Below are 9176 nucleotides of genomic sequence, written 5' to 3' on the forward strand. Positions count from 1 at the left end.
TTCGAAAAAAACCAATCACGAATTCTGGATTCGATCTTTCGTTCAACGGCCACGGAAATTGGTTGTGGCTTTCTCGCCGGACGCCAACCGATGTCGAAGGGCTCGATATCCGACCCGAGACCAGGGCATTTGGACATCCGACGCGACGCGGTCGGATTGGCTGGCAATTACGGGAAGGGAGGTGTTCATGGCTGCCCCCTGGATGGTTGCGGCCGGGTTCAAAATCGAAAGGAACAATCGGAACGAACACGGCCACTGGCTACCACGCCTCACGGCCACCGTCCAGAGAGGTCAAGGACCACCGTCGTACCTCACCCTCCCACACCCAGCTCATGTCCGGAAAAAATGATCGCCATGGGTCGCAAAGGGACGGTGGCCGGGTTCACGGGAGATACAGCCGCAAATACCGAGAACACGGCAAAGGCCGTCACTTCACGATCCGGCTAGGACGGGCTTGAACTGTCTCTTCCTTGATGGTAGCTCGGACACTGAATTTGCGAAGACCCGGACCATTCCCATGAACATCCTTTTCATCGTCCTCGTCCCTCTCATTGGAGCCGTGCTCCCACCCCTGGCCATCAGGCTGGGCCGACGGGTATGTGCCTGGACCACCGGGGCCGTGGCCGCCGTCTCCATCGGACTGGCCCTCTCCTGCCTTGCCTCGGTCTTCGATGGGCATCCCCCGACGGTGGTCTGGCCGTGGCTGCCACGATTTGGGCTGGACATCGCCCTGCGCATGGACGGTCTGGCCGCCATGTTCGTCCTGCTCGTCTCGGGCATCGGTCTTCTGGTCATCTTGTACGCCCGCTACTACCTTTCGGAAAAGGACCCCATGGGGCGTCTCTACGGACAGCTCCTCCTGTTCATGAGCGCCATGCTCGGGGTGGCCCTGGCCGACAACCTCCTGCTCCTCGTGATCTTCTGGGAGCTGACCTCCATCTCGTCGTTTCTGCTCATCGGCTACTGGAATCACCGCGCGGACGCCCGCCAGGGGGCCCGCATGGCCCTCATCGTCACTGGAGCCGGAGGCCTGGCCCTGCTGGCCGGGTTGCTCCTTCTCGGTCAGATGGCCGGAACCTTCCAGATTTCAATGCTCCTCGAACGGGGCGACCTCATCCGCAGCCATCCCCTCTACACCCCGGCCCTGATCCTTATCCTCGTCGGAGCCTTCACCAAATCGGCCCAGTTTCCCTTCCACTTCTGGCTGCCCCGGGCCATGGCCGCCCCGACCCCCATCAGCGCCTACCTCCACTCGGCGACCATGGTCAAAGCCGGGGTCTTTCTCCTGGCCCGGCTCTACCCGGTCCTGTCCGGCACGGACCTCTGGTTCTTCCTCGTCGCCGGGGTCGGCCTGGCCACCCTGCTCACCGGCGCGGTCATCGCCCTGTTCCAGCACGACCTGAAGGGCCTCCTGGCCTATTCCACCGTCAGCCACCTGGGGCTCATCGTCCTCCTTTTTGGTCTGGACACCCCCCTGGCCGCCGTGGCCGGAGTCTTCCACATCATCAACCACGCCACCTTCAAGGCCTCCCTGTTCATGGCCGCCGGGATCATCGACCACGAAACCGGGACCCGGGACATGCGCCGCCTGAACGGCCTGTGGAAGTACATGCCCCACACCGCCGCCCTGGCCATGATCGCCTCGGCGGCCATGGCCGGCGTGCCCCTGCTGAACGGGTTTCTGTCCAAGGAGATGTTCTTCGCCGAAACCCTGCACGAAAATCTCCTCGGACCCATGGGCTGGATCGTGCCGACAGGGGCCGTCCTGGCCGGTGTCTTTGCCGTGGCCTATTCGGCCAGGTTCATCCACGACGTCTTCTTCAACGGCGAGCCCCGTGACCTACCCAAGTATCCTCCCCACGAACCTCCCCGGTTCATGAAGATTCCGGTGGAGATCCTGGCCATCCTCTGCCTGGTGGTGGGCATTCTCCCGGTCCAGACCATGGGTCCGTTCCTGCACCTGGCCGCCGCCAGCGTCGTGGGCGGGCCCCTGCCCCCGTACAGCCTGGCCATCTGGCACGGGTTCAACCTGCCGCTGCTCATGAGCTTCCTGGCCCTGGCCGGCGGCCTTGGCCTCTACGCCTGCAGACATCCCCTCTTCACCTTCCGGGAAAGGATGAAGACCGTTCCCGACGCGGCCAAATACTTCTGGTCGGCGGAAGGGGCCTTGACCCGGACGGCCCGAGTCCTGACCCGTTTCGCGGACGACGGAACCCTCTGGAGGCCCACGGCCCTCCTTCTGGCCTCCGCGGCCCTGGCCATGATCTGGCCCCTTGCCGGGGGAACCATCACCGGACCCGTCCCGGCCCAGGGGCTGGACCCCCTGACTGTTCTGGGGGGTTTGATCCTCATGGCCGGAGCCCTGACCACTGTGGTCTGGCATGGCCACCGCCTGGCTGCGGTCGTCGCCCTGAGCGTGGTCGGCCTGGTCATGTCCTTGACCTTTGTCCGCTTTTCGGCCCCGGATCTGGCCCTGACCCAGCTCTCCGTGGAGGTGGTAACCATCATGCTCCTCCTCCTGGCCCTCTTCTTCCTCCCCCAGCGGGAGGCCCCGTCCACGCCATGCGGCCGAAAGACGGCCAATCTGATCCTGGCCGGTTCCACCGGGGCAGGGGTGGGCCTGCTGGCCTGGGCCGTTCTGACCCGGCCCCACGAGTCCATCTCGGGATTCTTCATGGACTGGAGCCTGCCCGGTGGAGGCGGGGCCAACGTGGTCAACGTCATTTTGGTCGACTTTCGCGGCTTCGACACCCTGGGCGAGATCACGGTCCTGGCCGTGGCCGCCGTGGGCATCTACGCCCTTATCGACACACTGAGGCTCGCCTCGCCCGGGGCCGACATGGACGGCCGACCCTGGTGCCTGGAACGCCACCCCCTGATCCTGTCCCAGATGACCCGGTTCCTGCTGCCCCTGGCCCTGCTGGTCTCGGTCTTTCTCTTCCTTCGCGGACACAACGCCCCGGGCGGGGGCTTCATCGCCGGACTGGTCACGGCCGTGGCCCTCATCCTCCAGTACATGGCCAGCGGCATCGCCTGGGCCCAGAACCAATGGAGAAAAGATTTTCACACCATCATCGCCTGGGGCGTGCTCATCGCCGCGGGCACCGGACTAGGGAGCCTCATCTTCGGCCACCCCTTCCTGACCTCGGCCTTTGGCCATTTCCATCTCCCGCTCGTGGGCGAATTCGAACTGGCCAGCGCCATGTTCTTCGATCTCGGGGTCTTTTTGGCCGTGGTCGGGGTGATCATGCTCATCCTGGCCAATCTGGGGAAACTGGCCCGGCACGGATCCGGGCAAAGGGGGAAGGCCTGATGGAACTCCTCGCCGCCCTGGCCGTGGCCGTCCTTGTCGGTTGCGGAGTCTATCTGATCCTGGGGGGAAGAACCTTCACCGTGGTTCTCGGACTGTCCCTCCTGTCCTACGCGGTCAACCTCTTTCTCTTCTTCAGCGGCCGGCTGATGACTGCGGCACCGCCCCTGGCCGTGGGGACCCAGCCCACGGCCGATCCTCTGCCCCAGGCTCTGGTCCTGACCGCCATCGTCATCGGCTTCGGCATGACCGCCTTCGTGGTCATCCTGGCCCTGCGGGCCCGGGGCGAACTCGGCTCCGACCACGTGGACGCCGGGGAGGATCGGCCATGAACCATTGGCTGACGGTCCCCCTCGTCCTTCCCCTGATCGCGGGAATGATCAACCTTCTTCTGGTCCGACGAAACCCGGCCTTGCAGCGCGTCGTGTCGCTTTTGACCACGGTCTCCCTCCTGGTCGCGGCCGTGATCCTCTGGAACCTGGCCGCCGCCGGGGCCGTGGAGGTCTACGCCCTCGGCCATTGGCCCGCGCCCTTTGGCATCGTTCTGGTCCTGGACCGCCTGAGCGCCCTCATGCTCTTGACCACGGCCATCCTGGCCCTGCCGGTCCTCATCCATGCCACCCACATGGACGACACCCTCAGCCGGGACTTCCATGTCTTCTTCCCGCTTCAGCTCCTGGGCCTGAACGGGGCCTTCCTGACCGGGGATCTCTTCAACCTCTTCGTATTCTTCGAGATCCTGCTCATCGCCTCCTATTGCCTGGCCCTGCACGGATTCGGCCCCGCCCGAACCCGAAGCTCCCTGCACTACGTCATCCTGAACCTTGTCGGCTCCAGTCTCTTCCTTCTGGCCCTTGGCACGGTCTACGGGGTCTGTGGCACCCTAAACATGGCCCACCTGGCCGCAAGGGCGGCCGAGGCCCCGCCCGAATCGGCCTGGCTGCTCTCGGTTGCGTCCCTCCTTCTCCTGACCGTGTTCGGCCTCAAGTCGGCCATCGCCCCGCTGTTTCTCTGGCTCCCCCGGCTCTACGCCTCGGTGCTGCCCTCAGTGGCCGCCCTGTTCGCCATCATGACCAAGGTCGGGGTCTACGCCATCCTGCGGACCCAGAGTCTGATCTTTCCCCCGGACGGGCCCGGGGCCGAGGCGGCCGGACTCGTCCTGCCCCTGGCCCTGGTCACCCTGGGCGCCGGAGCCCTGGCCGCCCTGGGCAGCCATCGGCTCCGAAGCCTCCTGGCCCATCTGGTCATCGTCTCCGTGGGCACCCTCCTGACCGGCATCGGCCTGTGGAACGCCGACGGCATCGCCGCCGCCCTGTTCTATCTTCCCCACACGACCCTGGTCACGGCCGGGCTCTTCCTCCTGGCCGACGTCACCAGCCGCCAGCGCGGGGACCTGGACGACAGGCTCGAGCCGGGCCCGCAAATCTGCGGACCGGCCCTTATCGGCGGGCTCTTCGTGCTCGGTGCCGCCGCCGCTGCCGGACTCCCCCCCCTGTCCGGGTTCATTGCCAAGGTCCTGCTCCTCCGGGCTGCGGGAACAGGCATGGAGTCATGGGTCTGGCCCGTGGTTCTGTCCGGGGGCCTGATCGGAATCGTGACTCTTTCCCGGGCCGGAAGCACCCTGTTCTGGAACAGCCCGGGCCCCTGCCTGAACGTCGAAACAGGGTGGGCACGACTGGCCCCGGCCACGGTTCTTATCCTGGCAGGGGTGGCCCTTGCCGTCCTGGCCGAGCCCCTGGCCGAATACACCCGGGCCGCAGCCCTCCAGCTTCTGGATCCCCAGGCCTATGTCCTGGCCGTCATCCCGGAGGCAAGCCCATGAGACGATGGATCCCCCAACCCCTGTTCAGCCTCTTTCTCTGGCTCGTCTGGCTTCTGCTGGCCAACTCCACGGCCCCGGGCCAGATGGTCCTGGGCGGGTTCCTGGCCCTGATCCTGCCCCTGTTCACGGCCAGGTTCTGGCCCGACCGGCCGTGCATCCGCCGCCCCCTGGTCCTGACGGCCTATCTGCTGGTCTTCTTCTGGGACATCGTCGTGGCCAATCTGACCGTGGCCCGGCTCATCCTCGGCTCTCCCAAGCGACTTCGCCCGGCCTTCGTCCGCCTGCCCCTGGATCTGAACAACGACTTCGCCGTGACCGTCCTGGCCCACACCATCTCCCTGACCCCTGGAACGGTCTCGTCAGACCTGTCCGAGGACCGCAAAACGCTGCTCGTCCACGCCCTGGACGTGGATGACGAGGCCGGAATGATTCGACGCATCAAGACCCGGTACGAAGCCCCCCTGAAGGAGATCTTCCAATGTTGACCATCGCCCTGACCGTGGCCTTCTGCTGCATTGGCGCGGCCCTGGCCCTCAATTTCTGGCGGCTTTTGCGCGGCCCCGGCCTGCCGGACCGCATTCTGGCCCTGGACACCATGGCCATCAACACCATCGCCCTGCTGGTGGTTCTGGGCATTCACCAGGATCTGACCGAATTTTTCGAGGCCGCCCTGCTCATCGCCATGATGGGCTTCGTCGGGACCGTGGCCCTGTGCAAGTACCTGCTCCGGGGCGACATCATCGAATAGGGAAAGCCATGCTGCTCGAACTCGTCATTTCCTTTTTCCTCATTGCCGGAGGCCTCTTTGCCCTCATAGGGTCCATCGGTCTGGCCCGCCTGCCCGACATCTTCACCCGCCTCCACGGCCCGACCAAGGCCACGACCCTGGGCGTTGGAGGCATTCTCGTGGCCTCGGTCCTCCACTTCAGCGCCAAGGGCGAGGGCCTCAGCCTCCACGAACTTTTGATCACCCTCTTTCTCTTCGCCACCGCTCCGGTCAGCGCCTACCTCATCGCCCGAGCCGCTTTGCATCTGCGCAAGACTTCAGACAAATCCGACGACCAGGGCTGATCCCTTTCCGTCGAACAACTCCCGCCCATCCATCCCCTTCACCCAACCCACGCACAGCCGGGCCTTGGGCTGGCCGGTATTGGCTATCGGCCATACCCCCACAGAATTGGGTGCATTCCCTTTCATTGTATCCTTCCGGTTAAAATGAAAATTTTTTTTGAAAATTTTTTTTCATATGTTGACAATATAAAATTATGAAACTAGGAAATTTACCCATCTTATGTTACATAATAAAAAAATGTGACACAAACGGTTTTACTCAACGTCATGGCCCACAAGGCCAAAGGAGGGAGTCTCATGCTCGAGATCGAAAAAGTCATGTCCACGGGTCAACTACCCAAATCCGCGGACCCGACCACCTATGCCATGGTCCAGGTGGACCAGGACAAGTGCGAGGCCTGCGGCAACTGCCACGAGGTATGTCCCACGGGGGTCATCCAGGCCGTGGGAAGCGACGGCAAACACCAAGTCGTTGACCCGGCGGCCTGCATCAACTGCGGCCAATGCCTGCTCAACTGTCCCTACGGGGCCATCTACGAACAGGTATCCTTTGTGGACGAAATCCTGGCCAAAATCAAAGACCCCAACACCATCGTGGTCTCCATGCCTGCTCCGGCCGTTCGATACGGCCTGGGCGAACCCTTTGGCATGCCTCCCGGAACCTATGTCGGCGGAAAGATGCATGCGGCCCTGCGCAAACTCGGCTTCGACCTGATCTGGGACAACGAGTTCACGGCCGACGTGACCATCATGGAAGAGGGCACGGAATTGATCAACCGCATCGCCAAGCCGGATAAAAAGCACCCGCTGCCCCAATTCACGTCCTGCTGTCCGGGCTGGGTCAAGTTTGTGGAGACCTTCTACCCCGAACTGCTTCCCAACGTCTCCACCTGCAAATCCCCCATCGGCATGCTCGGCCCCCTGGCCAAGACGTACGGGGCCCAACAGACCAAGACGGACCCGAAAAAAATGTACACGGTGTCCATCATGCCCTGTATTGCCAAGAAATTCGAAGGGCTTCGCCCGGAGATGAATGCCAGCGGCTATCGGGACACCGACGCCACCATCACCACCCGTGAACTGGCCTATATGATCAAAAAGGCCGGGATCGATTTCGTCAACCTGCCCGAGGTCCAGCCCGACCCAATTCTGGGCGAATCCACCGGCGCGGCGACCATCTTCGCCACCAGCGGCGGCGTGATGGAAGCCGCCCTGCGTCTGGCCTACGAGGTCCTCTCCGGCCAGAAGCTGACCAATCCCGACATCAAGGCCGTCCGGGCCAGCGAGGGCATTGTCACCGCCAGCGTGGACGTGCCCAAATTCGGCAAGGTCAACGTGGCCGTGGCCAGCGGACTCGATAACGCGGTCAAACTTTGCGAGGAGGTCAAGGCCGGGAAATCCAAGCACCACTTCATCGAGATCATGACCTGCCCCGGGGGGTGCGTGAACGGAGGCGGTCAGCCCCTGGACCCGAACATTCGTGTTTCGGACGCCGGGTCACCTCTCCTGAAAACCTACAAGAAACGCTTCGGCATGTGCTAGGGAGGACACACAATGAGCAATACCATCAAGGAAGTTACACGTCGGTGCTTTCTCAAGGTCGCCGGTGTGGCCACGGTCATGACCGTGACCGGCATCCACTTCGTCGACACGGCCAAGGCTGCCGCTCTTGATTTCATCGGCAAGAGACAGACGTCAGTATACAACGCCGACGCCAATATCTATGCCGTCAGAAAATCCCAGGACAACCCCATGGTTCAGAAGATCTACGCCAAGGACGGTTTCCTGCACGACGGCCCCTGCGGTCACAAATCGCATGACCTGCTGCACACCCATTACACGGATCGCAGCGCCGAGCTCAAGAAGGTCCGTGCCAAGGGTATCAAACTGAAGCTGTAAAAACGTATCATTGCCCCTCCCTCGCAACCTGAGGCAAGGCCACGGACTGAACCAAGGGTTGCGTTTTATTCCGATCCCGACAAATTTTCGATGGCCGATTTGAGAAATATTTCGATTTCGACCTGCTGCCAAGTGACAATGGGTGGAAGGTCCCGCGCTTGGACCAAATAGGTTTGAAACGTCTCCAAATGAAACAACGCCCTTTTGCGCACCTCCTCCCCGCCTGTCGCCGAAAATCGATCCGCCAAGGCCTTGCCCAGATTGAAGTGCGCCAAAGGATACGGGGTTCTCTGCAAGGCTGCTTCGTACTCCTGGATGGCCAGATCCATGTTGCCCTGCCGGGCGTGAATGACCCCGAGGTCGTTGTGGGCCTCGGCGGCCTCGATGGTGCCCTCGCAGCAGTCGATCACCTTGGAGTACCGGGCGATGGCCGCCTGATATTTGCCCATGGCCAGGAATCGCTCACCCTGGTGCAGAAGCGTGCGGGGATGCTCTCTCCCGGCTGCAGCCGACATTGATCCGATCATAATCAAGGCCGTCATGGCCACGGCAAAAAGGGAACGGATGAACATGAAACCTCCTGGTGAAATCCCTTTTAGTGTTACTAATTATAAATTCGTATTTTAATACTTTGTAAATATCAAGAAATTTTTATCGAATTTGAGGCTTGGACATGACCGCTCATATTGATCGGAGCATACGTCAAGGGCTGGTGGGCCTGCTTCGCCCGACTGAGGGGCAAGCTGTGGAGCAAATACGCGCCATACTGGCCGAATTCGCGGCCATCGTTGTTGATGTGAAGGACTTTTCGAGTTCGCAAAACGGCAAGGTCTGGACCTGCGCGGTCGTTCAGGCCTCAACGGACGTCATTGGGGCGTTCACCGGACGCTTGGGCCGAGTGCCGGACGTACGAGTCAAATCCTTTGTATTGTGAGGCATGCCATGAAACCGATTGAATTGTATCAAAAAATTGTCTTGGGAGCTGTGGCCTTGTTTGTGCTCGGCACCGGATTGCCCCCCGTCTCTCACGGGCAGGAATATCGGCTCGACGACATCACGGTCACGGCCCGGGGC

General features: G+C 62.3%; 10 protein-coding genes. 9 read left to right on the forward strand and 1 reads right to left on the reverse strand.

The window, feature by feature from the left end; translation table 11 throughout:
• Window positions 1–517: 517 nt before the first annotated feature.
• The 8 genes from EOM25_10035 to EOM25_10070 all read left to right on the forward strand — a co-directional run bounded on the left by EOM25_10035 (window position 518) and on the right by EOM25_10070 (window position 8102).
• Entirely contained in the window at window positions 518–3313 is a 2796-nt protein-coding gene (locus EOM25_10035) for a monovalent cation/H+ antiporter subunit A (protein ID NCC25516.1), read from the forward strand.
• A complete protein-coding gene (locus tag EOM25_10040) occupies window positions 3313–3642 on the forward strand; it encodes a Na+/H+ antiporter subunit C (protein ID NCC25517.1) in 330 nt (109 codons plus the stop codon). The genes EOM25_10035 and EOM25_10040 overlap by 1 nt, the downstream gene beginning before the upstream one ends.
• Entirely contained in the window at window positions 3639–5132 is a 1494-nt protein-coding gene (locus EOM25_10045; protein NCC25518.1) for a monovalent cation/H+ antiporter subunit D, read from the forward strand. Before EOM25_10040 ends, EOM25_10045 begins: the two co-directional genes overlap by 4 nt.
• Entirely contained in the window at window positions 5129–5617 is a 489-nt protein-coding gene (locus tag EOM25_10050) for a Na+/H+ antiporter subunit E (protein NCC25519.1), read from the forward strand. The genes EOM25_10045 and EOM25_10050 overlap by 4 nt, the downstream gene beginning before the upstream one ends.
• The gene (locus EOM25_10055) at window positions 5611–5880 is read left to right on the forward strand and encodes a K+/H+ antiporter subunit F (GenBank protein ID NCC25520.1); all 270 of its coding nucleotides are present in this window, start codon (window positions 5611–5613) and stop codon (window positions 5878–5880) included. The genes EOM25_10050 and EOM25_10055 overlap by 7 nt, the downstream gene beginning before the upstream one ends.
• A gap of 8 nt (window positions 5881–5888) precedes the next feature.
• Window positions 5889–6203 carry a Na+/H+ antiporter subunit G gene (locus EOM25_10060; GenBank protein NCC25521.1) on the forward strand — a complete coding sequence of 105 codons (315 nt, stop codon included), beginning with the start codon at window positions 5889–5891 and terminating at the stop codon, window positions 6201–6203.
• A gap of 297 nt (window positions 6204–6500) precedes the next feature.
• On the forward strand, window positions 6501–7745 hold the full coding sequence (locus EOM25_10065; protein ID NCC25522.1) for a 4Fe-4S dicluster domain-containing protein: 1245 nt from the start codon (window positions 6501–6503) through the stop codon (window positions 7743–7745).
• 12 nt (window positions 7746–7757) lie between these two features.
• Window positions 7758–8102 carry a hydrogenase small subunit gene (locus tag EOM25_10070; GenBank protein NCC25523.1) on the forward strand — a complete coding sequence of 115 codons (345 nt, stop codon included), beginning with the start codon at window positions 7758–7760 and terminating at the stop codon, window positions 8100–8102.
• Between the two features lie 65 nt (window positions 8103–8167).
• Here the strand turns inward: EOM25_10070 and EOM25_10075 are convergent, their stop codons facing one another.
• Window positions 8168–8674 (reverse strand): tetratricopeptide repeat protein, encoded by a 507-nt coding sequence (locus EOM25_10075; GenBank protein ID NCC25524.1) that lies wholly within the window; start codon window positions 8672–8674, stop codon window positions 8168–8170.
• A 101-nt stretch (window positions 8675–8775) separates the two neighbouring features.
• On the opposite strand from EOM25_10075, the gene EOM25_10080 reads away from it, so the two are divergent.
• Window positions 8776–9036 (forward strand): CopG family transcriptional regulator, encoded by a 261-nt coding sequence (locus EOM25_10080; GenBank protein NCC25525.1) that lies wholly within the window; start codon window positions 8776–8778, stop codon window positions 9034–9036.
• Window positions 9037–9176: the final 140 nt, after the last annotated feature.

The organism is Deltaproteobacteria bacterium (genome assembly GCA_009929795.1).
Taxonomy (GTDB): Bacteria; Desulfobacterota; Desulfovibrionia; order Desulfovibrionales; family Desulfomicrobiaceae; genus RZZR01.

Excerpts from the sequence above, each read along its gene's own strand:
- EOM25_10035 (NCC25516.1), top strand. The coding sequence starts at position 518 with ATGAACATCCTTTTCATCGTCCTCGTCCCTCTCATTGGAGCCGTGCTC.
- EOM25_10040 (NCC25517.1), top strand. The coding sequence starts at position 3,313 with ATGGAACTCCTCGCCGCCCTGGCCGTGGCCGTCCTTGTCGGTTGCGGA.
- EOM25_10045 (NCC25518.1), top strand. The coding sequence starts at position 3,639 with ATGAACCATTGGCTGACGGTCCCCCTCGTCCTTCCCCTGATCGCGGGA.
- EOM25_10050 (NCC25519.1), top strand. The coding sequence starts at position 5,129 with ATGAGACGATGGATCCCCCAACCCCTGTTCAGCCTCTTTCTCTGGCTC.
- EOM25_10055 (NCC25520.1), top strand. The coding sequence starts at position 5,611 with ATGTTGACCATCGCCCTGACCGTGGCCTTCTGCTGCATTGGCGCGGCC.
- EOM25_10060 (NCC25521.1), top strand. The coding sequence starts at position 5,889 with ATGCTGCTCGAACTCGTCATTTCCTTTTTCCTCATTGCCGGAGGCCTC.
- EOM25_10065 (NCC25522.1), top strand. The coding sequence starts at position 6,501 with ATGCTCGAGATCGAAAAAGTCATGTCCACGGGTCAACTACCCAAATCC.
- EOM25_10070 (NCC25523.1), top strand. The coding sequence starts at position 7,758 with ATGAGCAATACCATCAAGGAAGTTACACGTCGGTGCTTTCTCAAGGTC.
- EOM25_10075 (NCC25524.1), bottom strand. The coding sequence starts at position 8,674 with ATGTTCATCCGTTCCCTTTTTGCCGTGGCCATGACGGCCTTGATTATG.
- EOM25_10080 (NCC25525.1), top strand. The coding sequence starts at position 8,776 with ATGACCGCTCATATTGATCGGAGCATACGTCAAGGGCTGGTGGGCCTG.